At 52.9% G+C, this 24,307-nt stretch carries 23 protein-coding genes and 1 tRNA gene; 11 read left to right on the forward strand and 13 right to left on the reverse strand.

All coding sequences use genetic code 11. The features are described 5' to 3' along the window. Positions 1-318, reverse strand: a 318-nt coding sequence (locus tag CEE36_02695) for a hydrogenase accessory protein HypB (GenBank protein ID TKJ43608.1), incomplete at its 3' end; no start/stop codon positions are given. 504 nt (positions 319-822) lie between these two features. On the opposite strand from CEE36_02695, the gene CEE36_02700 reads away from it, so the two are divergent. The 3 genes from CEE36_02700 (at position 823) to CEE36_02710 (ending at position 1,896) form a co-directional block, all read left to right on the forward strand. After that, positions 823-895, forward strand: a tRNA-Ala gene (locus CEE36_02700). Positions 896-958: 63 nt separating this feature from the next. Further along, the gene (locus tag CEE36_02705) at positions 959-1,348 is read left to right on the forward strand and encodes a hypothetical protein (protein ID TKJ43609.1); all 390 of its coding nucleotides are present in this window, start codon (positions 959-961) and stop codon (positions 1,346-1,348) included. A 188-nt stretch (positions 1,349-1,536) separates the two neighbouring features. After that, a complete protein-coding gene (locus CEE36_02710; protein TKJ43610.1) occupies positions 1,537-1,896 on the forward strand; it encodes a hypothetical protein in 360 nt (119 codons plus the stop codon). 517 nt (positions 1,897-2,413) lie between these two features. On the opposite strand, the gene CEE36_02715 is transcribed toward CEE36_02710, so the two are convergent. From CEE36_02715 to CEE36_02770, 12 genes are all read right to left on the reverse strand, one after another. Continuing rightward, positions 2,414-3,184: a hypothetical protein gene (locus CEE36_02715; GenBank protein ID TKJ43611.1), complete on the reverse strand. Its 771-nt coding sequence runs from the start codon at positions 3,182-3,184 to the stop codon at positions 2,414-2,416. 250 nt (positions 3,185-3,434) lie between these two features. Then, the gene (locus CEE36_02720) at positions 3,435-4,112 is read right to left on the reverse strand and encodes a hypothetical protein (GenBank protein ID TKJ43612.1); all 678 of its coding nucleotides are present in this window, start codon (positions 4,110-4,112) and stop codon (positions 3,435-3,437) included. A gap of 286 nt (positions 4,113-4,398) precedes the next feature. Beyond that, the gene (locus CEE36_02725; protein ID TKJ43613.1) at positions 4,399-5,574 is read right to left on the reverse strand and encodes a hypothetical protein; all 1,176 of its coding nucleotides are present in this window, start codon (positions 5,572-5,574) and stop codon (positions 4,399-4,401) included. Beyond that, complete coding sequence (locus CEE36_02730; GenBank protein ID TKJ43614.1) at positions 5,558-6,100, reverse strand: HslU--HslV peptidase proteolytic subunit; 543 nt, start codon at positions 6,098-6,100, stop codon at positions 5,558-5,560. The genes CEE36_02725 and CEE36_02730 overlap by 17 nt, the downstream gene beginning before the upstream one ends. A 60-nt stretch (positions 6,101-6,160) precedes the next feature. After that, entirely contained in the window at positions 6,161-6,520 is a 360-nt protein-coding gene (locus CEE36_02735) for a four helix bundle protein (protein TKJ43615.1), read from the reverse strand. A 58-nt stretch (positions 6,521-6,578) separates the two neighbouring features. Further along, positions 6,579-7,481 carry a tyrosine recombinase XerC gene (locus CEE36_02740; GenBank protein TKJ43616.1) on the reverse strand — a complete coding sequence of 301 codons (903 nt, stop codon included), beginning with the start codon at positions 7,479-7,481 and terminating at the stop codon, positions 6,579-6,581. Continuing rightward, the gene (locus CEE36_02745; GenBank protein TKJ43617.1) at positions 7,465-9,675 is read right to left on the reverse strand and encodes a DNA topoisomerase I; all 2,211 of its coding nucleotides are present in this window, start codon (positions 9,673-9,675) and stop codon (positions 7,465-7,467) included. Before CEE36_02745 ends, CEE36_02740 begins: the two co-directional genes overlap by 17 nt. Next, positions 9,653-10,651 carry an RNA pseudouridine synthase gene (locus CEE36_02750; GenBank protein ID TKJ43618.1) on the reverse strand — a complete coding sequence of 333 codons (999 nt, stop codon included), beginning with the start codon at positions 10,649-10,651 and terminating at the stop codon, positions 9,653-9,655. The genes CEE36_02745 and CEE36_02750 overlap by 23 nt, the downstream gene beginning before the upstream one ends. A gap of 61 nt (positions 10,652-10,712) precedes the next feature. Continuing rightward, the gene (locus CEE36_02755; protein TKJ43619.1) at positions 10,713-11,453 is read right to left on the reverse strand and encodes a ribonuclease PH; all 741 of its coding nucleotides are present in this window, start codon (positions 11,451-11,453) and stop codon (positions 10,713-10,715) included. Next, the gene (locus CEE36_02760) at positions 11,443-12,264 is read right to left on the reverse strand and encodes a glutamate racemase (protein TKJ43620.1); all 822 of its coding nucleotides are present in this window, start codon (positions 12,262-12,264) and stop codon (positions 11,443-11,445) included. The genes CEE36_02755 and CEE36_02760 overlap by 11 nt, the downstream gene beginning before the upstream one ends. 93 nt (positions 12,265-12,357) lie before the next feature. Next, positions 12,358-13,707 carry a hypothetical protein gene (locus CEE36_02765; GenBank protein ID TKJ43621.1) on the reverse strand — a complete coding sequence of 450 codons (1,350 nt, stop codon included), beginning with the start codon at positions 13,705-13,707 and terminating at the stop codon, positions 12,358-12,360. Beyond that, positions 13,704-14,144 (reverse strand): SsrA-binding protein, encoded by a 441-nt coding sequence (locus tag CEE36_02770; protein ID TKJ43622.1) that lies wholly within the window; start codon positions 14,142-14,144, stop codon positions 13,704-13,706. Before CEE36_02770 ends, CEE36_02765 begins: the two co-directional genes overlap by 4 nt. A 105-nt stretch (positions 14,145-14,249) precedes the next feature. Here CEE36_02770 and CEE36_02775 point away from each other — a divergent pair, with 105 nt between their 5' ends. From CEE36_02775 to CEE36_02810, 8 genes are all read left to right on the forward strand, one after another. Continuing rightward, the gene (locus CEE36_02775) at positions 14,250-14,510 is read left to right on the forward strand and encodes a hypothetical protein (GenBank protein TKJ43623.1); all 261 of its coding nucleotides are present in this window, start codon (positions 14,250-14,252) and stop codon (positions 14,508-14,510) included. A 516-nt stretch (positions 14,511-15,026) separates the two neighbouring features. Continuing rightward, positions 15,027-16,430, forward strand: a complete 1,404-nt coding sequence (locus CEE36_02780; GenBank protein TKJ43624.1) for a hypothetical protein — start codon at positions 15,027-15,029, stop codon at positions 16,428-16,430. A 567-nt stretch (positions 16,431-16,997) separates the two neighbouring features. Next, positions 16,998-18,677, forward strand: coding sequence for an NAD+ synthase (locus CEE36_02785; GenBank protein TKJ43625.1), 1,680 nt, complete (start codon positions 16,998-17,000; stop codon positions 18,675-18,677). Positions 18,678-18,717: 40 nt separating this feature from the next. Further along, complete coding sequence (locus CEE36_02790; protein TKJ43626.1) at positions 18,718-19,245, forward strand: hypothetical protein; 528 nt, start codon at positions 18,718-18,720, stop codon at positions 19,243-19,245. A gap of 78 nt (positions 19,246-19,323) precedes the next feature. Further along, entirely contained in the window at positions 19,324-20,073 is a 750-nt protein-coding gene (locus CEE36_02795; protein ID TKJ43627.1) for a hypothetical protein, read from the forward strand. A 547-nt stretch (positions 20,074-20,620) separates the two neighbouring features. Then, on the forward strand, positions 20,621-21,619 hold the full coding sequence (locus CEE36_02800; GenBank protein TKJ43628.1) for a phosphoribosylformylglycinamidine cyclo-ligase: 999 nt from the start codon (positions 20,621-20,623) through the stop codon (positions 21,617-21,619). Then, positions 21,616-22,017: a hypothetical protein gene (locus CEE36_02805; protein ID TKJ43629.1), complete on the forward strand. Its 402-nt coding sequence runs from the start codon at positions 21,616-21,618 to the stop codon at positions 22,015-22,017. The genes CEE36_02800 and CEE36_02805 overlap by 4 nt, the downstream gene beginning before the upstream one ends. Positions 22,018-22,070: 53 nt before the next feature. Continuing rightward, on the forward strand, positions 22,071-24,026 hold the full coding sequence (locus CEE36_02810; protein TKJ43630.1) for a hypothetical protein: 1,956 nt from the start codon (positions 22,071-22,073) through the stop codon (positions 24,024-24,026). Positions 24,027-24,307: the final 281 nt, after the last annotated feature.

The raw sequence follows: 24,307 nt of genomic DNA on the forward strand, positions 1-24,307 counted from the left end.
GATAGCGTGGGAGATAAGGTGCGCGTCAAGATGGCACTCCTTGCCGGTATTGATCTGGAAGGTTTGAACGCCGTGCGCGCCGATACGATCCGCATCAATGGTGGTGGTCAGGTCACCTGCAAGGACCGCGATGCGGTACTGGTTTTTGAGGCGCTCGACAAGCTTTTCAAGTATGGTGGTCTTGCCCGAGCCTATCGCACCCATCACATCGATCGAACAGATGCCTCGTTCTGCGAGCTGCTCGTGAATCTTTTCGGCCAACTCACGATTATGCGCAAGTAAACTCTCTTCGTCTTTCAAATCAACAATCTTATGCATCGTTCCTCCTTGATGATGGAACCTTGAACTTTACAGGTAGAGGATAGAATGTCAAATTAGTGCTACTACAGTAAGGAGGTTTTAGTCATTGCGAGCGACCGTAGGGAGCGCGGCTCCGATGGACGACGTTTACGGAGTAATCTCATAGGTCTTCCATTTTAGGATTGTGCCCCATATGAGATTGCTTCGTCGCAAAGTCTCCGACTTTACTCCTCGCAATAACGAGTGAGGTTGGCGTGTCGATCCGTCTACCTCAACATCACAACCTTACGACTGGTCCTTGCCTCCTCTGCCCTCAGTTCGGCGAAGTAGACGCCTCTAATCACCCCACAAAGTTGCTGCGCGCCTTTGCGGGGACCCCGATAGAAGTTTTTTCCTTAAGACAATAAGGAACACCCCTCACCTCTAACTCATCTCCCAAGGGGTGAGGGAGATAACCGCATCGGCCCTCAGCATCGTTATGTTGACATAGCGGTGAAAATCCAGTAATATTCCGGGTCTTATGGGGCTGTAGCTCAGCTGGGAGAGCGCCTCGTTCGCAACGAGGAGGTCGGCGGTTCAAATCCGCTCAGCTCCATTGAAGTGAACGCACCCGGAGGATGTCATGCGTGGCAGGGGCCGCATTCCATCAGGAGGAAATATGACCTCTAAGAACTCTCGAGCCAGAAGCCTGATCGGCGGTATCTTTGCCGGATTGATCGTAATCTGGGTAGGAGTGAGTTTCTATCTGAAGATGTCGGGAATGATAACCTGGGGCCAGTGGGGCGCTTATTTCTCTTTGGGCCTGGCCGCCCTCTTTCTTTTGCAGGGTATAGCCTGGCTTTTTGTGCCAGGCCTGCGCCGCAGCTTTATTGGAATGTTTATTCCCGCTTTGATCCTTGCCGTTGTGGGTATAATACCCCTCCTGGGCGGCGGCTGGTACGCCTGGAGAGGATGGTGGCCATTTGTAATTGTAGCGGTGGGTTTAATAATCATTGTATCCACGATATGGGGTGTATTAAGCAAGCGTAAAAAGCAAGACAAAGGCTAAACTGAATAAAAAGGGGGGCGCTCAGGCTAGGATATGTAAGCTAAGGCGGAGACATGGCAACAGAAATAAAAGTGAGCTCTCGCAGCGGCGGATGCTCGGCGGCATCTTTACAGGAGCAGCCGTCATCTGGTTAACCTTACGCTGGCACAAGAAGAAGGCGTAGGCAAAGAATCAATCCAGGGGGAATCATGACTCAAAAGAACCCCGAGGCACTTGACCCTCAAGAGCAAAAGACCCCTTCGCCTAAGCGAAAGCCAGACGCGCTTGGCTGGATTATCATAGGGGTTTTGGCCTTCTCACATGCAGTGACGTTACCTCTGGTGATTACACGAATAATGGGCTGGAGGCTGTTTTTTAGCATAACCCTTTTCGTCCTGGGCGTGTTACACATTCTTAACTCAAGCTTGAGACTCACTTTCCCGAGTTTGCTTAAGACCCATAAAGGCTATTCAAAGAGGAATCTCCTCTGGTTTCTAGCATTGGGGATCTTCTTTATCTTAACGGGGGTGGGTTGGCTGCTGCTTAGCTTACTGGTTGGAGAATTGTAGCTAGCTTTTATGTGTCGAGAGGAGAAACGACCAAGAAGAAATCCGTCAATCCTGGGTCTCAAGATCAGAAGCCACTGAGCGGCGGCTACGAGGTAGACGTTTGGGGGATTAGTTCCCTCTCCCAGGGGGAGAGGGTCAGGGTGAGGGTTCTTTTCGGGGTCCCCGCATGGCTACGAAGTAGATATTTGGGGTGATTTCAGCTTCTCAATCCCCAGCCGGATGAACAACCCTCATTGCTCCTTTTGACCGAAGGTCAAAAGATCGCAGAGAAACGTAGGGGCCGACCGCAAGGTCGGCCTTAATCCTTACGGGCTCACCTAAAGGTAAGCCCCTACAAGATTCCAGCGGGGGAAGGGATCGGATACGTCATGGCGACGCTTGCGGAATTCCGAAGGACGACGGTAACGGAGTAATCTCATGTAGACCAAAAGGAAGAGCTATGAGATCGCCACGCTTTCTTCGGTCGCTTGCGATGACGAAAAAAATGTAGGGGCAAGGCATGCCGTGCCCCCACTATCTACAAGATAATCGTGATGGAACAGGGTGAGAGTCTTGCTGCGAGCTCTATCCTGCCCATCGCTTCCCGCTCTCTAGGTGGTATAGAGGGCAACCGAATCTCTTCGATGGGCTGGAGGTTGAATTTCATTCGGGCTTCTGTGGCCAGCAGGTCGTTGACCTTGCTTGCGAATTCCTCCGCTTCCTGCTGGAACAGTAATAAGGGGAGTCTCAAACCCTCGAAAAGGAAGGCGTACGATTTGACGTCCATGTCGGAAATAAAACAGATGTAGCCTTTGGATTTTAAGATCTCCTGGATTCTCAGAGCCGTCCTTTCCGAGGCTTCATCTCCCCTTTTGTGTATGACCTGAACACTCTGCTCCTCAAGGGTTTCTATCTCCCTGCCAAGATCCTCGGTTGTCTCGAGTGCGCTGATTGCCACTTCTCGTCCCAAATCCTTTTCAACCACTTCAGGTACATCTTCTGTTAAAGCAACGCGTTTCACCGTGATCTCTCTCAGTGCAGGGTCTTTGATCATCCCAATCAGTCCCGACAACTCCTCGGTAGAGAGGGGCTTCTCTTCTTTAATGACTTCCACCACCGCTTGGACAACCACGCTGTCGTGGCTTCTGGTTCGCTCCTCTTCTTGCTGCCTTTCTTCTCTTGCCTTGGTGTTCGTCTCAACCTTATTGATGACCACATTCGAAAGGCCCCATGTAACGAGCACGACTATAAGCGGCATGAGAACCTTCACCCACTCAACAGATTTGGTTTTGTTGGATGGTTCGCCCATGATTCCTCCTCAAATTTGGATTTATTCTACACTGTTATATTAAACGCAATTCTTTTATTGTCAAGGTATTGATGCTCCCTTTCTCATGCGGAGAAAGGATCGCGCTCGTTTGGGGTGACTTTAACTTCTCAATCCCCAGCCGGATGAAGAGCCCCCTTATTGCTCCTTTTGACCGAAGGTCAAAAGATCGCAGAGAAACGTTCTCTCTCCCTTGGGGACGAAGTATTCCCGTTGGGTAGAGGATGAAGGCTTACTTTGTTTTATCGGGCAATACAATCGAGATTGAAGTGGGCGACATACTTCCACCAATCTTCTTCAGTTTGAATTCGCCAAGATCCGAATGAGTATCCAACTTACCCTTGACTCTTTTGGCGAAATCTAGTTCCGATTTGGAGTGTCTTATCTCAGCTACAGGAGTTTCAGGACGCCCCCACCTTACGTAGTACCACTCGTGACTCGCTGGAGTAATAAAGCACTGGAATCCTTTAGCCACAAGAAATTCCTTAGCCTTACGAGCGCGATCCATCGAAACTGAGTCGCCTTTCATGTACATAATCTGCACCCCGAGCCTTTCTGAATCAACAGATACTTCAAGCAGTCTTTCTTGTACCGCTTCTCTAATCGTATCGGGGACTGTCGTGTCAGCCTTTACTCCCTTCGCCATCACATCTTGCAACAGAGAATCGGAGATCGTCCCGATGAGATCTGGGAGCCAAGCATAAAGACTCATATCCTTTGCAACAAGCACGTCTATCACCATATGGGCAACTTCAATGTCGTTGCTTCTTTCTTGAACCTTGCGTTGAATGTTATTGGCTACGCGAATCGAAACCCGCCCACCTCCACCTACAACCAAAACTGCAGTTATAATCGGCACGAAAACTTTCAACCATTCCCGAACCCTATCACCCTTCGATACATCGCTCATGGATTCCTCCTCAAATTTGGATTTATTTTACACTGTTATATTAAACGAAATTCTTTTGCTGTCAAGGTGAACATTCCCCTCCCCCGATACTTCTTACGAAGCATCACCCCCTCCACAACGGGAGGGGGAATTATCTAGCACTGTGAAGAAAGATTCCCCTTCCCTGGTGGAAGGTCGGCCCGCGTTATTATGGAACAGGCCGGTCTAAACACCAGCTCCCACGCGGGGAATAACGTACGATTCTTTGGGGGTCCCCGCGACGTTATGAAATAACGTCGTGGGGTATTTACCTGTACAACCTGCCGATCCACGCGCCCTGGTAGTAGTGTTTGATAATCCTCTTGGCGCTCCTGCCTCGCCTGGCCATCTGCATGGCTCCGTACTGGCACATGCCCACGCCGTGTCCCCAGCCCCGGCCCTCAAAAAGCAGCCCGTCGCCGCGCTCCTTGATCTTAAACCAGGTGCTCTTTAAGCCAAACGCCGTGCGCAGCGCAGAACCCTTTATCTCGTGCGTGCCCTTATCGGAGTTTACTATCATCTTCACTACCCTTTTAGACTTGGGGTTAATCTCAAGCGACCACGAGCGTATCTTGGCGCCTGCAGGGATCATCCGCGCGATCGTTGCGTAGAACTCCTGTTTAGAAACGAGCTTCTTCCATTCATAGTGCGGGGATTTGGAGCAGTAAGGCCTGCCGAACAGGGGCTTATCCTTGATGCTCTGCAGATACGAAACGGGCGAGGACCACACGTCTTCGGAGTTGGCGGTGCGACCTCCGCATGTGGAGTGGTAGCGGGCATCGATAAGCTGATCCCCTGCGAAAGCCACCAGCCCACGCGTCGCATCCACCGCCTGGGTACACCATCGGGTCTCTCTGGCCATACCGGAGTAGGCCTGGCTGCGGGAATCGGCGTAGATGTCGAATCCCTCTCTGCGGTGCCTCCCGAAGTGGGAGATGGCGTAGGAGCGCGCGCAGATCGCCTGTGCCTCAATAGCAGCCATGATGTCTGCAGAACCGGTGCCTATCTCGCGCGGCACCACCCCGTAAAGGTAGGCCTCGAGCGGCACCAGGTTGATGACGTTTAAGCCTGAGGAGGTTCCGGGCGTCACCGCCAGCCACCCGCGATAGGACGCTCCGTTGAGCTTGAGTAGGGTGCGCTCGTCAGGGGCGATCTTCAAGGGCAGGCTGGGATTGGTAAGATGCTGGGAGCCGTTAAGGGTCACACTCAGACCTGCTGTAGGTGAGATATCCCATCGCCCCGGCCTAAGAACAGGCATAGAGCCAGAGGCTGAGGATAACGTGTGGTTGCCGTTGGCCTCTATAGTGACGGATGGAACGTTCTCCGCAACCAGCACCTTTATCACCGGCTCCTCGCTCCAGCGTTCGATCCCGTAGCGGCTGACGCATCCGGCAAAGGCGAAAATGGCTAAAGGAACAAGGATAAGGCTACGATGTCTCTTCAATATGAACCTCCGCGTTGGTGTAGAGACAGATCTCTGAAGAGATGCGGATCGAGGTCTCAACGATCTCCCGCGCCGAGAGCTTTGAGTGTCTGGCCAGGGCACGGGCAGCGGCAAGCGCATAAGGAGCGCCAGAGCCGATGGCTACGATGGCGTCATCAGGCTCGATGATGTCGCCCGAACCGGAGACCAAAAAGGCGTGCTCAGGATCGAGGATGGCCATGAACGCCTCAAGCCTGCGCAGGGCGCGATCCATCCGCCACTCCTTGGCAAGCTCGATAACCGCCCGGGTGATGTTGGAAGGGTGCTCGTTCACCTTTGTCTCGAACTTCTCGTAAAGGGTCAGGGCGTCGGCGGTAGAGCCGGCAAATCCGATAAGTATGTGATCGCCTATCCTGCGAATCTTTCGGGCGGTGTGCTTCATAACCGTCTCGCCCAGGGTAACCTGGCCGTCCGCACCGATGACGGCAACTTTCTTTTTGCTGTCCAACATACCGAGGACGGTAGTGGAACGAATCTTAGATGTCATCACTCCTCCTTAAAGGATTACTCATTTCAAAATTCAAAATGCAAATATCAAATTGCAAAATTATACCTTTTGTTTGGCGGTTACGATTGACTTGGCAATGATCTTAGTCAGTTCTTGTGCCTCATCTATTAATGAATTGCAATCTCCCTCCGAAGCAAGCTCGGCTTTCCTTGTCAGCCTTAGCCAATAGAGAGATTCACGCAGCTCCTTCAAAACTACTTGAAGTTTGTGCACAAAATCCTTCCTGCTCTCCGCGCCACAAGTCTCTTCATAATTGGCACCTGCCGATGTCGCCGATCGAATTAATTGTCCCGCTATATGTCGTCCGACCGCTATCTTTTCGATCTTCGTAGTCAACTTAATCACCGCAACCGCAAAATCTAGCAACCTTTCCGACAGCTCGCTTCGTATGTTTTTCATCCTTCTCGTCTCATTTTGCATTTTGCACTTTGCAATTTGAATTTTGCATTATTCATAATCATTCGTCGGTTCCTGCTCTTGGATGCGCCTTTTTGTATATCTCCTTCAGCCTCTTGATCTCAACGTGGGTATAGATCTGGGTGGTGGCGAGCGAGGCGTGGCCCAGGAGTTCCTGCACCGCGCGAAGGTCTGCCCCTCGCTCCAGAAGATGGGTGGCGAAGCTGTGCCGCAGGGCGTGCGGCTTGACCGCAGGGGCGTCGGGGAGCTGCGCGAGGTAGTAGTTTACGATACGGCGCAGGTCGCGTACCCCCATGCGCCCTCCGGTGCGCTCGTTGATGAAAAGTGGTCCTGAGTTGCGATCTGCGATGTACGCCTTGAGCACATCTGCAGCGCGTGAACTCAAGGGAAGGATGCGCTCCTTCTTACCCTTGCCGAACACCTTGATCTCACCCTTTGAGAAGTTGATATCTCCAATGTTGAGTCCTGCAAGCTCTGAGATCCGCAGCCCCTCATCGTATAAAAGTTCGACGATCGCTCGGTCGCGCAGGAGGTTAAAGTTGCCTTCTAGCACTTCCTCAATCTGAGATTGAGTGAATACCTCTGGTAGCCTTCGAGAGAGCTTCGGCCCCTTGACCAGTCGCGCCGGGTTGCGCGCCAACCGCTCCTCACGACACAGGAACTTGAATAGACTCTTGGTAGAAGAGAGCCTGCGCTGGGTGGTGCGTTTCGAGTAGCCGAATCTTATCTGCACCGCTACAAACGCACGCACATCTGAGCGATCGGTATCCAAAAGATCCTTCTTCCCTTGATAAAGGGAAAGGAATTCAATGAACGCTGCAAGATCAGAACGGTAAGCCCGCAGGGTGTGCTCTGATGCGCGGCGCTCATCGCGCAGATAGGCAAGGAATTCCTCAACGTCTGGAGGTAGAGGAGGGGGTTCTCGTTTAGGCTTTGGAGTCATCTTCAGACTTCCTCTTTTTTGCTGTCTTTGCCTTCATCTTTTCAGGATTGCATCTCACACAGAAAGCACCAGCGGGGGCGGCAACCATATGAGCGTCGCAGGCAGGACAGCGCTCATCGCTCAAGGGGTAAGGAGAGGTGAAGGTGCACGCATCGTTGGAGCATTTGTAGAACTTGCCGAGCTTGCCGCGCAGCTCAAGCACCTCACCACCACACAATGGACATGGATGGCCAAGCACGTAGGGCATTGTGGTTTTGCATTCAGGGTAGCGGGAGCATGCCAGGAATCTACCGAAGCGCCCGACCTTGACCACCATCGCAGCACCGCATTCAGGGCAGCGCTTCTCGATCTCCTGAGGTTCAGCATCACCGATTGGCCTGGTGTAGCGGCAGGTGGGGAATCCTGAACAGGCCAGGAACTTGCCGAACCTGCCCCACTTCTCAACCAATGGCTTCCCGCACTTGGGACAGGTCTCCCCGGTCTCCTTAACCATCTCCTGTTTGATTTCAGGTATCTCCGCCTCCACCTTCTCAAGCGCCGCACTGAAAGGCTTCCAGAAATCACTAAGTGCTCTCTGCCAGTCAAGCTTGCCCTCGGCTATCTGGTCAAGCTCTGCCTCCATACGCCGGGTGAACTTCACGTTAAACAGATCCGCAAAACGAGGAACCAGAATGTCATTGACCACTCTCCCCAACTCGGTTGGCATAAGCGGGGCTGAGCGTTTGCGGGCCTCGCGTCTGGTATAGTGACGTTCGGCAAGTGTGTCGACGATGCTGGCGTAGGTTGACGGTCTGCCGATACCGTATCTTTCCAATCTCCTGATCAGGGACGCCTGTGTATAACGCTGGGGCGGCTGGGTCTCTTTTCGCTCTATCATAAGTTTTACAAGTCGCACCCCATCAGTCTTTGCAAGCTCGGGCAGCAGGAAATCGGTCTCACGCTTCTCACGGGAATAGACCTTCTCGTATCCCTCAAAGATGCGTTTGAGTGAACGTGCCCTGAAGAGGTAACCTTCATGTTCGATCCCCACCGTCCTCTGATCGTAGACCGAATCGGCCATCTGGGATGCCAGGTAGCGTCTGTAGATGAGGCCATAGAGATGCTTCGAGTCACGGTCCAGGTGTGGGGCCACGAAATCCGGGCTGCGGGCAAGCAATGTGGGACGAATGGCCTCGTGCGCCGCCTGCGCACCCTTACGGTCACGATATGCACGCGGCTTTGAGTACTCCTCACCCATGGTCTGGACGATGAAGTTCTCGGTTGAGGCAATGAACTCATGTGCAATGCGCAGGCTGTCGGTTCGCATGTAGGTTATGAGACCTACCGTAGTCTCCTCTAGGGTTACACCCTCATATAGCCCCTGGGCCAGACGCATCGTTCGCTTGGGGGCAAAATGCAGAGCCGAGGCTGCCTCCTGCTGTAAGGTGGAGGTCTTAAAAGGCGGGGACGGAGTGAATGACTTGGGGCCGCGTTCAAACTTGGCAACCTGTGCATCAATCCCGGCTCGAAGGATTGTCTTGGCTTTCCTCATCTGGCCTTCGTCCAGTCGCTCGGCCTTTTTGTCTTTGATCTTTACCAGCTCTGCCTCGAAGCGCTCACCCCTGGCCTCGAAGAGACCCTTGATGACCCAGTAGGTCTCCGGCTTGAAGCCCTCTATCTCCGCCTCGCGTTCGCACAGGATTCTAAGAGCCACGCTCTGGACGCGCCCTGCAGAAAGACCACTCCGCACCAGCTTCCATAAAAGGGGAGAGACCTTGTATCCTACCAATCTATCCAGCACCCGGCGTGTACGGTGGGCATCGACAAGAAGGTGATCTATCTGGCCCGGATTGGCTAATGCCTCGGCTATCCCTCTTTTGGTTATCTCGTAGAACCGGATGCGGGCTACGTGCTCATTCCCAATCTCCTCTGCCAGATGCTGCGCAATCGCCTCTCCCTCCCGGTCAGGGTCAGGTGCCAAAAGAACCCGCTCTGCCTTCTTGGCCGCATCCTGGATGAGCTTGATATCCTTGGCCTTGCCCCGGATCTTTATGTACTCAGGGATAAACTTGCCATCCTCGATCTTCACCCCCAGCCTTGACTTTGGCAGATCCTTGATGTGCCCCTTGCTGGAGATAACCCTGGTCTTAGGACCCAGAAGCTTCTTTATTGTGCGTGCCTTGGTCGGCGACTCAACTATTATGAGATCCTTCATACTCCTCCAAGAAGTCTACTACGTTCTGCATATCTTCCGGCAGATCGGTTTCAAAAACCATCTGGCTGCCTGTAGCCGGATGCGTAAACCCCAGCATCTTTGCGTGAAGCGCCTGTCTATCTATACGTTCAAGCGAGCCCTTGAGCACCTCGGCCTCGGTTCGAGATGCAGGTTTAATCTGCTCCCGGCCGCCGTACTCCGCATCGCCAAGCACCGGATGCCCGTAGTGCCGCAGGTGAACCCGTATCTGATGCGTACGACCGGTCACAAGCCAGAGCCGAAGGTATGAGACGCATCCGGCATAAACCCGCTCGAGCTTGAACCGGGTGGCTGCCTCGCGCGAGGAGATAGGCGTTACCGTCATGCGCTTGCGGTCGAGGGTTGAGCGCCCGATGGGGGCAGCAATCTCACCCTCTTGCAATTCAAATCGTCCCCAGGCAAGAGCTGCATACTCCTTGCGCATCGAGCGCGCCCCGGTCTGCTTGGTCAGATCGCGAAGTGCTGTGTGGGTTTTGGCAAACAGAATAAGGCCAGTTGTGTCTTTGTCAAGTCTGTGGACAACTCCGGGCCGCACTTCACCCTTCTCACCTCTTGGTAAGTCACCGCAGTGCGCAAGTAAGGCGTTTATCAAGGTACCTGACGAATGTCCACGTGCCGGATGCACAACCATGTTCCGAGGTTTGTTTAAAAGGATTATGTGATCATCCTCGTACACGACGTTTAAAGGAATCTCCTGAGGCTGCAGTGCCGCGTCTCGATCGGGGAGCACGAGCATCGCGTAAACCTCGTCACCGGAGGCAAGCTTCTGGGAAGGCTTGGCCCGCTGCCCGTTCACCAGGATCTTACCCTCTTTGATGAGCTTTGCGGTCATGGAGCGCGAAAGACCGATGCCGGAGGTGATGAGGTAACGATCAAGCCTGGAACCTGCCATCTTCCGGGAAACCGTTCGCTTGAACTCTCGCTCTACAAAGGGCATGCTTTACACCTGGGATGATTCTAACGCTAAGGTTGTTTCCAATTAACGATACCCCATCCCTTTAAGATGTGTTACGGGGTGTGTTACGGGCACGAAGTGAGCGTTTCATGTGTTTGACGATTTCTGCGATCTTCGCCTTACCCAACGAGATGATTTCGGAGAGCTGCTCGTCGGATATCGGTTCGCGCTCGGCGGTGAGCTGCAGTTCTATAAGTTTCCCATCTTCCGTTCCTACGATGCTTGCATCCACCTGGGCCTTGGAGTCCTCCTCGTAACAGAGATCGGCAATAACCTGGCCCTCCACGATACCTGCACTCACCGCGGCCACAAATCTTCGCAGGGGCAAACGTTTGAGGATTCCTTCGCTGTGGAGTCTCTCACATGCCTGATACAGGGCGCAGAACCCGGCGCATATCGCAAGGGTCCTGGTTCCGCCGTCCGCCTGAAGAACGTCCGTGTCAACGATGAGGGTATTCTCTTCCAATCTTTGAAGATCGAACCCCATCCTTAAGGAACGACCTATGAGCCTTGAAATCTCTTGACTGCGGGCAGAAGGTCTGCCTCTACGTGCCTCGCGCTGGTTGCGCTCCGGGGTTGCGGCGGGGAGCATGCCGTACTCCGCGGTGATCCATCCCTGTCCTTGCCCCTCAAGCCAGGTAGGCACGCGCGGCTCAAGCGATACGGCTGCAAGCACCCTTGTTTCCCCTGCCTGGGCAAGACACGAACCTGGGGCGAACTTAAGATACCCTAACTGGAATGAAAGCGGTCGGAGTTCTTGAGGCTTGCGGCCGTCAACCCTCATGGTTCACACTAACCCGAATAACATCGTGCATCGGCTCGCCCAAAAAGCGCTCACCGATCGAGCGGAAGTTGGGGGAAAGGTCGGTAAGGTAGAAGCGGCATGAGCCGTGATGGGACGTATCGCGAAGCAGGTTCATCTTCTTCAGAACCTCGTGTGCGGCCTGCGCGGTCTCATCTCCAGAATCAACCAGCTTCACCTTGTGCTCAAAGAATCTGTCAAGCGCAGGCGCAAGCAAGGGATAATGGGTGCAGCCCAGGAGCAGGGTGTCTATCTTATCATCTCTCAAGGAGGTAAGATACTCGGCGATGACCTGGTGTGTTACGTTCTTATCCACCCAGTCCTCCTCTACCAGGGGAACGAAGAGTGGTGTTGACTTGGCTATAACCCGTGCGTTGGGGTCTGCGGCAAGGATAGCACGTTCGTATTCTCCGGCAGAGATGGTGGCAGGCGTGCCTATCACACCTATACGGCGATTCTTAGAGGCCTTCGTAGCTGCCCGCGCCCCAGGCTCTATCACGCCGATGATGGGAAGCTTGAAGTCCTTCTTGAGGAATGGCAAGGCCGCAGAGGTCGCCGAATGACAGGCAACGATCACCATCTTAACCTGACGTTCAATGAGGAACTCGGTATCCTCGTGTGCGAAGCGGCGGATAGTCTCGGCAGATTTGGTTCCATAAGGCAAGCGGGCAGTATCGCCAAGGTAGACGATCTCCTCTGATGGGAGAAGCTCGGCAAGCGAACGCACCACGGTAAGCCCGCCTATACCTGAATCAAATACACCTATGGGTTGATCCGCGTTTAATTTACTCATAATCCGTTTTCATTATGCCTCTATCAGGCCAATTTTACGAGTTTCTCGATTCGACGCAACCTTTCCCAAAATGGTGGTGTTACGGGTTACGGGTTACGGGTTGACGCAATCAGACACCCCTTTGGCAATGCCTTCGGCTATCCTCTGGCGATAGGAGGACTGGCGAATCTTCGCCTCCTCTGTCGCGTTGGTCAAAAACCCGCCCTCGACGAGCACGGCAGGCATCGAGCAGCCCTTGAGCACGTAGAAGCCGGCCTGGTTAAGACCACGATTCGCAAAGCCGGTCTTGGCCGCTGACGCGTCCTGTATGTATCCGGCAAGCTCCTCGGACTCCCTCTGAAACCTGTTGGTAAGAAGGGCGGCGATGATGTCGTTGAGCACCGCATCTGGATTGTAGGCCTTCTCACCGATGTCGTACTTGAGCGATGCGTTCTCGCGCAGGGCCACATTCTTTGCATACTCAAGCCGATGCATTCCCAAAAAGTAGGTCTCGAACCCTGAAGGTGAGGAGGAGTTGTTGGCGTTGAAGTGGATGCTTATGAACAAATCAGCCTTTTTTTGGTTGGCGAACTTTGTGCGGTCGGCAAGTGGAACATACTTATCTGTGGTGCGCGTCATGTAAACGGTGTGCCCTTGAGCCTGGAGAAGCTTCTTTAACCGCAGAGATGTGTCCAGGGTCAAGACCTTTTCCTTGGTGCCCTTACGGCCTATAGCCCCCGGGTCCTTTCCTCCGTGTCCCGGGTCTATCACTATCACCAGCTTGCGCTTTGCCACAGGTTGCGTAACCACCGCCTTGCTCGTAAACGTAACCTGGACCCCGTTGGGGATACCCTTGGAGGCAATCGTGACCTCCTTGGAGAATTTCAGATCGATAGTCGTTTTGTTATTTTGGTTCTTAAGGGTTACAGAACTCACCAGACCTGTAGGACTTATCTCATTTACATTGGAGCTGGCACCGACCTTGAGGGTCACCGAGGTTGCGGAGCGCTCGATAACCTCGCAGGCGATGCCGCCTGAGGCCAGAATCCGGATGGTGGTCGGATCAGAGCCGGAAAGGATTATCTTTTCTATCTTTATATCTTCCGAGGGCTTAAGCTGCGATGGGGAGATGCTGAAGATGCGATCAAGCATCTCAACCGGTATGTAGAGGTTTACCCCGTCCCAGCCGATAGGCTCAGGCAGATGGATGCCTGCCTGGTTATCTATAACCACCGTGCGGTTTGAAGCGGTAAAGACGTACGTGTGACCGGCATAAACCAGCACCCCCTTCTTCTTTGCCGCAACCCAGGCATGCCTGGAACCTGTCTTAGCTGCAAACTCGGCTAAGGTAACCGACTCCCTGCCGTCGTAAGTGACGGTATTCATTGTCTTGCCCGCAAAGGTGACTGTGCCCGCCTCAAGAACAAACAAGACGAGCAGGGAGAGCACAAGCACGCGTCTCACAGCCCAATCCTCCTTACTTCGCGCTCCATGGCGCGGCGCTTAAGCGTCTCGCGCTTGTCAATTCTCTGCTTGCCCCGGCAGACGCCTATCAAAAGCTTGGCAATCCCGCGGTCGCTGAAGTAGAGCCTGAGGGGAATTAGCGTGTAGCCTCTGCGCTGGGTCTTGCCGTAGAGCTTCTTTAACTCATGGCTATGCAGAAGAAGCTTGCGCTTGCGCAGTGGTTCGGGGACGTCGAACGTTGCCTTTCTGTACGCTGCGATGTGCATTCCCACGATGTATGCTTCGCCTTCCTGGATTATGCAGTATGCCTCCTTAATCGATGCCTGATGGTCACGCAGGGACTTGACCTCCGAGCCTACGAGCACAACCCCTGCTTCTAAGGTATCCTCTATGAAGTAGTCGTGCCGTGCCCGGCGGTTCTCAGCTATGACGTTCATGTAAAAGTGTAGTCTAGAAATGGGCTTCTGTCAACCCTTGCGGACTTTTGCGCTCCTCGATTTGGAAAATAAAGGGGTAAAATCGTGCCACGATTAAAGATAAACATGCTACAAACTCGTCAGGTTTACATTGCACTCGTCACGATTATGGGGTCCCCGCAAGAGCGCGAAGCGATCTTGTGGGGTAAAAAAAAAGCTGGTCAAAAGGTAGTCAAAAGCTGGACAAAAGATGGTCAGAAGTTGGACAAAATTAGAGTGATTTGGGAAGTTCTCTGGGTTTTTTGTCATTGCGAGGTTGCTCGGAGCAACCGAAGCAATCTATTACCTTCGGATTGGGTTGCGAGAAGGAAATGCTCCTTTGATTGAGATTGCTTCGACTTCTGGGGGAAGTCTCGCAATGACACCCCCTCTTTAATTCTCCCCCATCAAGGGGGAGGTAATTATATGCTCCTTTTTACCTAGCGGTAAAAAGATCGCAGTATAGAACTGTCCTAGGGGTCCCCGCGGCGTTACGTAGTAACGGCGTGGGGTAATAGTTCCCCCTCCCTTTGTGGACAGTGTGCCCCTTGGGGTGCTAACTTTACTGCACCCCATAGGGTAGGGGGATAAAGGGGGAGGGGAATTTTAGACTGACGTACTATCATCTGTCTCCTCCCCCTTGATGGGGAAGGTGTTTTTCACCCCACGCGTTTACTTCGCAGCCGCGCGGGGAGCCCGAGGATAAAATCCATAGCTTCTGCGATCTTTTGCCCGCAGGGCAAAAGGAGCAATAGAACTACTTGACAACCCCTCAAGTTTGGCCTATATTATAACATAAACCAGCCCTTTGGGGTCCCCTCGCGAAAGCGAAGCTTTCGTGCGGGGTAATGAAAGGAGGAAATCATGAAGAGGTTTTCCCTAATCCTTATCCTGGCGAGTGTGGCGCTTGCAGTGATACCCACACAACTGGTCGCTGGCTGGTGGAGGACGTATGGAGGGGCAGAAAATGACGTAGGAAGATGCGTCAGGCAGACCCCTGATGGTGGCTACATAGTCCTTGGGCACACCTACTCTTTTCAAGGAGGCCCTATGTGGCTACTAAAGCTGGACCCCAACGGTGATACAGTTTGGACTAGACTCTATAACGGTAGCGCCGAGAATATCTACCTGACCAGCGACGGGGGATATCTCATAGCGGGCGGGAAAAACGACAATCTCTGGTTGTTAAAGCTAAAAGAAAATGGGGACACTTCGTGGACTCGCACGTACGGAAAAGATAGTTTGTTGGATTATGGTATTGCTGCATTCGAGACTGAAGATGGCGGATATATGCTTTTCGGAAGGACAGAATCCTTTGCAACGAATGAATGGGACGAAGATGTTTGGATGTTGAGGACGGATGCCAAGGGAGATACTTTATGGACTAAGATCTACGGGGGAGAAGAAGATGACATACTTCGTTGTGTTCACCCCACTCACCAAAAAGGAAAAGGCTACATAATGCTCGTTACGGCATATTCTTATATGGGTGATCAATTGGTTAAAGTCGACACGGCAGGCGAAGTACAATCTGAAGGTGAAGTATGGGTAGGTCTGCACACAGTATATATGAATGATGTTGTAAACGGCTATCTCGTCACATGTTGGGTTCATCCTAGTGGTGGGGAGTATAATATTTCCGATATCTATTTAGCCAAAACGGAATTTGGAAGCCTGGAACTTTATGAATGGGATGTATCTTGGGGGTCGGAATACTACGACTTAGGATATTACGTTGCACTCACTAACGATTTTAGTTGTGTTGTCACCGGAGTATGGGGAGAAAATGGTCCTTCAGAAGGGGATCTTTTCCTGGCCAAAAGAGATCTTTGGGATGGCTGGGGGGTCTGGCAACGTATATATGGGGGTGACTCCTCCGAGTGGGGCAATTTCGTAGAACAAACAAGTGACGAAGGCTACATTGTGGTAGGGGGAACAGAATCATTCGGAGCAGGGGGAAGTGATATCTATATACTCAAAACTGACTCGTTAGGTTATGTCGGAGTAGAAGAGGAATCGGTTGCGGATAGGTGTGTTACGGACTGGGATGCTACTCCCATCGGCCGCGAGATTATGCTGATGTATAAGGATAGGCCGGAAGGTTTCCACGCCGCTGTTTTCGACGAGTCGGGTCAAAAGGTTGACGAGTTGCACTCAACCCTGCACTCTGGCAGCGTGATGTGGGGTGAGGGGCACTCACCGGGTGTCTACTTCATTATGCCCACAGACGGGGAGTTGTCTAAACAGAAGGTGATCCTGATTCGATAGACTAAAATGTGGCGCAGACTCTCCAGTCTGCGCGTTTATTCTCTCCATCAGAACAGGCTGGAGAGCCTGTTCCACAGTCTAAGAACCCGTTGACAGTGCTTGACATGCATGTCACTGCTTCCTATACTCCGAGTGTGAAAAACTTCCCTCGTAAAGTAATCACCCTCCTCTCTTATCCCCTACCCGACTGCCCCAGACGGTGGGATTAACAGGGCACGCTGTCCCGTTGAGGGAGGGGAAGATCAGAACTGAGCCAATCAAAGGTTGACTATCGTATTGTATCTCCTCCTTGACCGGGGACGAAGTGCCCCCGTCGGGTAGAATTAAAGAGGGGGTGACTCCCCCTCCTTGGTGGAGGGGATCGACGTTTACGTCGGGGGGAGGGGGAAAATATCCACCCCCACCCTACCCTCCCCCGTAAAGGGGGAGGTGAGTAACTGGTACTTGGTAGGATAAAAGAATACCCCTCCCTTGACGGGAGGGGATAAAGGGGAGGGTGATACCCTCCGGCCGTTTCAGGAAGGAAATAACGGTTGACACCCGCGTCTGCCTACCTATACTGCGCATGTGGATAGGTTCCCAAAGATAGCGCTGTGCCAGATCAACCCGACGGTGGGCGATCTACGCGGCAACGCGGCAAAGATAGTCGAATGGATCAAAAATGCCGAGGGACAAGAGGCTGAGTTAATAGTCTTCCCTGAGCTTGTCCTTACCGGCTACCCGCCAAAAGATTTATTGCTCAAGACCCGCTTCCTTGAAGAACAGCGCCAGAGGCTTACCGAGATCGCTAAGATCACAGGTGATACTCCGGTCATCGTGGGCTGCGTGGATTTTACGCCTCGTAAGGAGGTGCGAGGCCAGAACCTATACGACCTTTCGGCTCGAATAAGTGAGGGAAGAAGACTTTACAATGCCGCGGCAGTCCTTCGAGATGGCAAGGTTGAACGCTTCATTCATAAGAAATACCTACCTAATTATGACGTATTCGACGAAAAAAGGTACTTTGAAAGTCAATTCTGGCGCCAGAATCCTGTAATCGCCCTAAGGAACGGAACCAATGTGATGATTACTATTTGCGAGGATATCTGGGTCGATAGAATTCTGAGTAAAATAAATTGGGCGAAATCGGACAAAGGTGCCGATCTCTTAGTAAACATCTCCGCCTCGCCCTTCTACGCCCGCAAGTTTCAAGCCAGGCTGGACTTATTGTCAACCAGAGCAAAGGAAGCCGGTCTGCCCCTTATCTACGTCAACATGATCGGCGGCCAGGACGATTTGATCTTCGACGGTCGTAGCCTGGTGGTGGATGCAGGTGGCAGGATTGTAGGATTGGCCAAGGGATTTAAGGAGGATTTGTTTGTATACAATGGTGAGGATAAGGAAGTTAAACCTGAGATTGAGGAGGTGGGTGAAATCTGGCACGCGTTAACCCTGGGCCTGGGCGACTACGCTCATAAGAACAGCTTTTCAAAGGCTGTTCTCGGCGTCTCAGGGGGTATCGACTCGGCCCTAGTCGCCGCCTTAGCATCCGAGGCATTGGGGCCGGAGAACGTTCTGGGTCTGGTCATGCCCTCCAGCTACACCTCAAAACAGAGTCTCAAGGATGCTTTACTCCTATGCAACAACCTGGGCATCAAGACCGAACCCATATCCATAGACCCCCTGTTCGAGACCTATCTTGCCACCCTGAAGGACCACTTCGCGGGCCAGGAACCCGACAACACCGAGCAGAACATCCAGGCGCGCATAAGGGGCAACCTTCTGATGGCATTTTCCAACAAGTTCGGGTATCTGGTGCTGGCCACCGGCAACAAGTCTGAGCTTGCCGTGGGTTACGCAACTTTATATGGCGACATGTCAGGCGGTTTGGCTCCCATAGGTGACGTGCCCAAAACCACAGTCTATGCGCTTGCCCGCTGGCTCAACGAGCGTGAGCAGACCGACCAGATCCCCATCGGTATCCTGGAGCGCGCCCCATCTGCAGAGCTTGCGCCTGATCAAAAGGATGCCGACGACCTGCCGCCCTACGAGCTGCTGGATCGGGTGCTTGAGCTTTATATTGAAGAGAACCTATCCTCCAAGGAGATTATAGCTAAGGGATTCGATGAGGGACTGGTGCGCTCGATTATCAGCCGGATTGACCATTCCGAGCACAAACGTCGCCAGGCCGCACCGGTATTGAAAATCACTCCAAGAGCATTCGGTTTTGGCAGAAGAATGCCGATAACGAATAGGTACGAGGGGTAGTAGGTAATGATTAAAAGCTCTTCCAAAAAGGAGGAAGGCAATGAAATTAGAATTGGCTCTTGAGGATGTTTCCCTTCCAGAGGGCATTCCAGTCGAAAGCCGTGAAGAATATCTCAAAAACAATAAAGTCCTCATAGTATACTGTTGGTTAGAACCAACCGATTGGTCAACAATCAAGTATGAAACACAACAAAGAATCCTAGCTAGATTAAGTCTAGGTAATCAAACGCCCTATGAAACAGGATTTACAATGCAGGCCTTTCCAGCCCCGATCTACAGACTACTCGAAAACTATCTAAATGAAGAAAACTTAGGATTTATCTATGGTGTAAAGGAATGGAAAATGGCTCCAATCTCAAGATTCAAGCTAGTAAGTATAGAAGAAAATACTCTGATTGGCAAATGCGTTCTTCCTCTATCCATACGAGAAGACTTAGATTTTGACTGGAAAACACTTAAAGAGGGTATCGAAACGAGAATCAATAATTCTCTCGATGAAATTCGAGAAGGTGTAGTGAACTACGTAAGCACTTGTGACCACTTTAGTGATCTCTTCAGGAATGGTTGACCACCTATTTATAACAATACTTTTGAGCCACACCTTATAGGTTGACCTTTCCCTAACCTCCCCTATACTTACCCCCGCATGAAGAAGACCCGACCGGGTGAGGTGATAATCCTTGCCTCAGGTGCCATGGTTCTTGCCGCACTAGTCGCTTTCGTGGTCTGGCAGTGGCCCCAGATTTCCCACCTTTTCTCAAACCCCACCGAGATCCGTTCTTACATTGCCTCGTTCGGCATCTGGGCACCGGTGATCTTCGTCGCCCTTTACGTCTTCCAGATCATCGTTGCCCCGATCCCTGGCACGCTCATGAACTTCGCAGGAGGGCTTATGTTCGGCTGGGGAGGCGGGGTAGGGCTTTCCTGGATCTCCTGCGTGATAGGTGCCGCGATCTCCATCTCCATCATGAGGGCGTTTGGCCGCTCGCTCATGCGCATCTTCATCTCCGAGGAGAAGCTGGATAGGTTCGATAAATATGTCAGGACACGAGGATGGGCATATCTGTTCCTCCTCTACATCGTCCCCAACCCACTTGGCGACACGGTAAACTACATGTCCGCGCTTTCGGATATCAAGCTGTGGAAGCTTCTTCTGATGGTTGCTGTGGGCCGTATCCCCTCGCTCATCGTGGGTAGCTGGCTGGGCAAGCAGTCAATCCACTTCTCAACCATCCACTGGATAATTCTGGCTGCGGGGTTTGTAGGACTCCTGGTAGGTGTTTACCTTATCCACAAGCCACTTGAGAACCTGGCGATGAAGCTATCGGCAAAGCTCTTGCCGCCACAAATCAACCCCAAGCGTTCGCCACGTGACCGCGCGTGGATGCCGAAATAAATCCCAACCAACCTTTGTGGTGCAGGCTCTCCAGCCTGCGCAAAACAGCGATCTTTATCCTTTCGGATCGCAAGCGTCGTCCGTAGGACGAAGGGAGCATTGAGTCTCCTCCTCCTTGATAGGGGAGGTGGCCGATCCAATGGATCGGACGGAGGAGGTGTTACTTCTTTTCCCCTCCCCCTTTATCCCCCTACCCTATGGGGCGCAGTAAAATTGGCGCCCCAAGGGGCACGCTGTCCACACAGGGAGGGGGAACTATTATCTCGAATAAGCAAACATTCCTAAATTCCCATTGCGAACTTTTCTGTGAAGGAGAAAAGGAGCATAAATCCGCAGATTGGAACTCCTTTCAGTCGTTCTCCTTCGGAACGCAGATCCGTAGGGGCACGGCACGCCGTGCCCTCTTTTTATCCGCAGATTACACAGATTTAATTGATCTTACAACTCAGAAGTTCTACTCTCGTAATATTTAATCAGCGTAATCTGCGCAATCTGCGGTTTGAATGTATTTTCTTGACAACCCTCACAACCGCCTTATGCTTCTGGTATGGATTACCGTAAGGCAGGCGTGGATATCGCGACGCTGGATAGGATCAAGAAGAGGATGTCGAGAGCGGTGAAGCGAACGTTCACCGAGAACGTGGTTACCGAGTTCGGGCACTTCGGCGGAGGGTTTCGCCTGAAGGGGTATCGCAAGCCGGTGCTTGTGGCATCGACCGACAACATCGGCACCAAGGCCAAGGTCGCGAGACTGGCAGGCATCTACAATACAATTGGCGCGGATATGGTCAATCACTCGTCCAACGACATCATGTGCACTGGTGCTACACCTCTCTTCATACTGGACTATCTAGCGTTCACCAAGCTTGATGCAGACTACATCGCACAGATCGTAGAAGGATTTGCCAAGGCATGTAAGAAGGAGAAGGTGGTCCTCATCGGCGGCGAGACCGCCCAGCTTCCTGGTGTTCACAAACCTGGGGACTTCGACTTGTCGGCTACCGTGGTCGGGGTTATCGAAGAAGGTAAATTGATCGACGGTAGCTCCATCAAACCTGGTGATGTGGTCATAGGGCTGCGATCAACCGGTCTTCATACCAACGGCTACAGCCTGGCAAGGAAGGTGCTTCTTGAGGGCAACGCCCCCTTCCCTCTGGACGCTCTGGTCCCGGGGACCAAAAAGACGGTGGGCCAGGCGCTTCTGGCCGTGCACAAATCCTATCGGAAAGAGGTTGAGGGGGTGAAGCCGCTTCTTAAGGGCATCGCCCACATCACCGGCGGCGGGTTCCGCGGCAACATCTCCCGAATCCTGCCGGATGATCTCGACTGCGTGATCGAGCGCAAGAGCTGGAAGGTTCCTGCTGTCTTTAAACTTATCCAGGAGCGCGGCAATGTGACCGATACCGAGGCCTACCGGGTGTTCAACATGGGGATAGGGATGGTGCTGTTCGTAAGGTCGAAGGACGCTGAGGGGGTACGCGAGAAGACACGTGGTATCCTCATCGGCAGGATAGTGAAAGGCAAAGGCAAAGTACATCCAGCATGAACAATCAGCTTCAAAGGCTCACGAGACTCGCCGAAATCCTGGGACGCGATCGTCGTTACAAGCTTGAGGCTTATCTCTTCGTAATCGAGGCATTGCACCATGAGCTGAAACGTCTGGGGGTGGACTCTCCAGACAAACGGCGTCACCTCACGGCCAGAGAACTTCTTGAAGGGATCAGGACGCTGGGCTGGGAGCGATACGGCCGACTGGCAAAACAGGTATTCGAGAGCTGGGGGGTTCGCTCTACTCGAGACTTCGGGGAGATAGTGTTTAACCTTATCGAGGCCGGGGAGTTTACCAAGACCGACGAGGACCGCAAGGAAGATTTTGTGGGCGTCTTCGACTTCGACCGCGATCTGGTTAACGCCTATCCTCTAGGCGATGCATCAAAAGATTGACGCCGGTTTGAAGTTCTTGCCACCACAAAAAACCGGCTGAGGTTGATTCAGGGATGCACGCGAGAATAGAGGCGGAGTTCACAGGACGCGGCCCGATCCTCACCAACCTCCCCAGATATGAAAAGCGCGGTGGACAGCTGGAAATGGCATTAGCGGTGGCGGACGCGCTTACCTCAGAAACCAACCTGATGGTTGAGGCGGGCACCGGCATCGGCAAAAGCTTTGCCTATCTTGTGCCCTTGATCTACTGGACCCTCAAGGAAGGGCGCAAGGCGGTCGTCGCCACCGGAACCAAGGTTCTGCAGAACCAGCTTGTCGCAAAAGACCTGCCCTTCCTTGCAGATCACAGCGATATACCGTTTAAGTTCGAGGTCCTCTATGGTCAGGAGAATTTTTTCTGCCGCCGCAGGGCCGGGATGGTCGCTCAGTACGGTCTTTTTGACGATCCGGACCAGGCCTCAGAGCTTGAGCGGATTGCAACCTGGGCCAGTCAAGAAAGCGGTGTCTTCGAAGACTACCAAGAACCCATCTCCCACGGACTCAAGGGACAGATAAGCCGTCGCTCCGAGGCCTGCCTTCGCCGCAACTGCACCTACTACGTCGAGTGCCCTTACTACCGCAAGCGCCGGGCAGCCGAGCAGGCCGACATCATCGTGATCAACCACCACCTGTTCTTTGCCCATCTTGAGTCGGCGGGCAAGCTTCTGCCAGAGTTCGGTGCCACTGTATTCGACGAGGCGCAACGCCTTGAGCAGATAGCCGCCTCCTACTTCGGGGTACGCTTGACCTCGATCGGGCTTTCATTGCTTTGCTCCCGTATCTACAATCCCCGCCGCGGCTCGGGGATAGCCCCCAAGCTACCCGGCTTCCCCGCACTCAAACCCAAACTGCGGGCGCTCATCGAGGAGACCCGCTTGGCGGCTGACAACTTCTTTATGAACATAGCAGGTCTGCTCAAACCCTACGAGTACAAGAAGCGCATCCGGGTTCCGGAGTGCGTACCCAACGATCTTGAGCAGCCACTTGACGATCTTTCCGGGTTCTGCTTCGAGAAGGCCAAGGACACCGACGATGAGAATCTGTCTTTTGAACTGATTTCCTTGGGTGATCGGATATCGGTGGCTAAGGGCGCGGTGGTCAGTTTTCTGGACATGGCGGATGCGAACTCGGTATACTGGATAGAGGCAAGCGACCGTAACGACCGTGTTTCGATCCACTCGGCTTTGATTGACGTTTCTGAGATGATGCGCAACTCGGTGTGGAACCAGCCCTGGACCAACATCCTGACCTCGGCTACCCTGACCGTGGGCAAGCGGTTCGAGTTTACCTGCCAGAGGATAGGATTCAACGACAGGACATTGCTTCTTGGCTCGCCATTTGATTACGAGCAGAACGCCCTGACCTACGTAGGGCACGATCTGGTATCGCCCAAGCATGAAGCGTGGGCCGAGCGCATGCCGCAAAGGGTCGGCGAACTGCTCAAAGTAAGCGAAGGTAGAGCATTAGTCCTATTCACCAGCTACGCAACGCTAAACAAAACCGTAGAGGCTCTGGAAGAAGAGGTCTCCAAGAAGCACACCGTGCTGGTGCAAGGGCGGACTACCCGGAATGTGCTTCTCGATGAGTTCCGCTTCGACACCTCATCGGTCTTATTCGCCACCACCTCGTTCTGGGAGGGTGTGGATATCCCCGGCGAGTCGCTGGTACTTCTCGTGATCACGCGCCTTCCCTTCGAGGTTCCTGACGATCCGCGGGCTGAGGCGATCCTTGAAGGCTATCGCAGACAGGGAAAGGAGCCTTTTACCACCTACCAGCTGCCTTTGTCTGTCTTGAGGTTCAGGCAGGGCATCGGAAGATTGATCCGCCGCGACGACGACTACGGGGTGATAGCGGTGCTGGACTCGAGGATTGTGAAGAAAGCGTATGGAAGATTATTCTTAGATTCGATGCCACCTGCGCCGGTCGTTTTCAACCTCTTAGAAGTCCAGAGATTCTTCGAAGATCATTAAAATCGGGGTCCCCGCGCGATAGTAAAGCGACCGCGTGGGGCGTTAAATGTAGTGCGAACCTTCAGGTTCGCCAAGAAAGCAAGCGAGACTAAAGTCTCGCACTACATGCTAATCTGGAACAGGCAGGAGTGTCTGTTCTCTTAAATGTAATTGTATGGGCTGCTATTTGAAGTGCAGCAGTTTTCCAAAAGTCCGTTATCCTGTACCATATGCGGGCCGGTCTAAAGACCGGCCCCTACGAAATCCCCCAAATATCAAGGCCCGATGTATTTCTCGTAGTT

Source organism: candidate division TA06 bacterium B3_TA06, assembly GCA_005223075.1.
In the GTDB taxonomy this organism is placed as follows: Bacteria; Hydrothermota; Tepidihabitantia; order B3-TA06; family B3-TA06; genus B3-TA06.

Excerpts from the sequence above, each read along its gene's own strand:
- CEE36_02720 (TKJ43612.1), bottom strand. The coding sequence starts at position 4,112 with ATGAGCGATGTATCGAAGGGTGATAGGGTTCGGGAATGGTTGAAAGTT.
- CEE36_02735 (TKJ43615.1), bottom strand. The coding sequence starts at position 6,520 with ATGAAAAACATACGAAGCGAGCTGTCGGAAAGGTTGCTAGATTTTGCG.
- CEE36_02780 (TKJ43624.1), top strand. The coding sequence starts at position 15,027 with ATGAAGAGGTTTTCCCTAATCCTTATCCTGGCGAGTGTGGCGCTTGCA.
- CEE36_02740 (TKJ43616.1), bottom strand. The coding sequence starts at position 7,481 with ATGACTCCAAAGCCTAAACGAGAACCCCCTCCTCTACCTCCAGACGTT.
- CEE36_02790 (TKJ43626.1), top strand. The coding sequence starts at position 18,718 with ATGAAATTAGAATTGGCTCTTGAGGATGTTTCCCTTCCAGAGGGCATT.
- CEE36_02795 (TKJ43627.1), top strand. The coding sequence starts at position 19,324 with ATGAAGAAGACCCGACCGGGTGAGGTGATAATCCTTGCCTCAGGTGCC.
- CEE36_02760 (TKJ43620.1), bottom strand. The coding sequence starts at position 12,264 with ATGAGTAAATTAAACGCGGATCAACCCATAGGTGTATTTGATTCAGGT.
- CEE36_02715 (TKJ43611.1), bottom strand. The coding sequence starts at position 3,184 with ATGGGCGAACCATCCAACAAAACCAAATCTGTTGAGTGGGTGAAGGTT.
- CEE36_02750 (TKJ43618.1), bottom strand. The coding sequence starts at position 10,651 with ATGCCCTTTGTAGAGCGAGAGTTCAAGCGAACGGTTTCCCGGAAGATG.
- CEE36_02730 (TKJ43614.1), bottom strand. The coding sequence starts at position 6,100 with ATGACATCTAAGATTCGTTCCACTACCGTCCTCGGTATGTTGGACAGC.
- CEE36_02705 (TKJ43609.1), top strand. The coding sequence starts at position 959 with ATGACCTCTAAGAACTCTCGAGCCAGAAGCCTGATCGGCGGTATCTTT.
- CEE36_02775 (TKJ43623.1), top strand. The coding sequence starts at position 14,250 with ATGCTACAAACTCGTCAGGTTTACATTGCACTCGTCACGATTATGGGG.
- CEE36_02810 (TKJ43630.1), top strand. The coding sequence starts at position 22,071 with ATGCACGCGAGAATAGAGGCGGAGTTCACAGGACGCGGCCCGATCCTC.
- CEE36_02755 (TKJ43619.1), bottom strand. The coding sequence starts at position 11,453 with ATGAGGGTTGACGGCCGCAAGCCTCAAGAACTCCGACCGCTTTCATTC.
- CEE36_02770 (TKJ43622.1), bottom strand. The coding sequence starts at position 14,144 with ATGAACGTCATAGCTGAGAACCGCCGGGCACGGCACGACTACTTCATA.
- CEE36_02710 (TKJ43610.1), top strand. The coding sequence starts at position 1,537 with ATGACTCAAAAGAACCCCGAGGCACTTGACCCTCAAGAGCAAAAGACC.
- CEE36_02805 (TKJ43629.1), top strand. The coding sequence starts at position 21,616 with ATGAACAATCAGCTTCAAAGGCTCACGAGACTCGCCGAAATCCTGGGA.
- CEE36_02745 (TKJ43617.1), bottom strand. The coding sequence starts at position 9,675 with ATGAAGGATCTCATAATAGTTGAGTCGCCGACCAAGGCACGCACAATA.
- CEE36_02800 (TKJ43628.1), top strand. The coding sequence starts at position 20,621 with ATGGATTACCGTAAGGCAGGCGTGGATATCGCGACGCTGGATAGGATC.